1 protein-coding gene is annotated in these 277 nt (G+C 56.7%); it reads right to left on the bottom strand.

Going from position 1 to position 277, the window contains the following annotated elements:
* A partial coding sequence (locus tag KVT28_RS25015; protein ID WP_217550849.1) for a hypothetical protein occupies window positions 1–277 on the bottom strand: 277 nt, incomplete at both ends.

Raw genomic sequence — 277 nt, 5'->3', positions numbered from 1 at the left:
AGCGAGGTAGCATCGGAGCAGCGACAGCCTCCGGTAGAAACGCTAGAAAAAGAAAGATCAGCCCGAAAATCAACGGAAGGTAATACCAGAATGGGCAAAATCTCCCGCTCATCGTACCGAAATAACGGCCCAAATACTCGGTCCGCCACACGCCGAGCGCCTGAGTCTGTGTAAAGTAGACGTACACGGGCCAGGCACCCGCCACCACCAGGAAAAGTGCCAGACCGGGAACAATCCAGAGGGTACGAAGGCGACGGACACGTCGTCCCAAGGCCTC

It is taken from the genome of Pantoea sp. GbtcB22 (assembly GCF_019091025.1).
In the GTDB taxonomy this organism is placed as follows: Bacteria; Pseudomonadota; Gammaproteobacteria; order Enterobacterales; family Enterobacteriaceae; genus Pantoea; species Pantoea leporis.
Note: the sequence above shows the minus strand (reverse complement) of the source record. Positions and strands in the feature narration are given on the sequence as shown.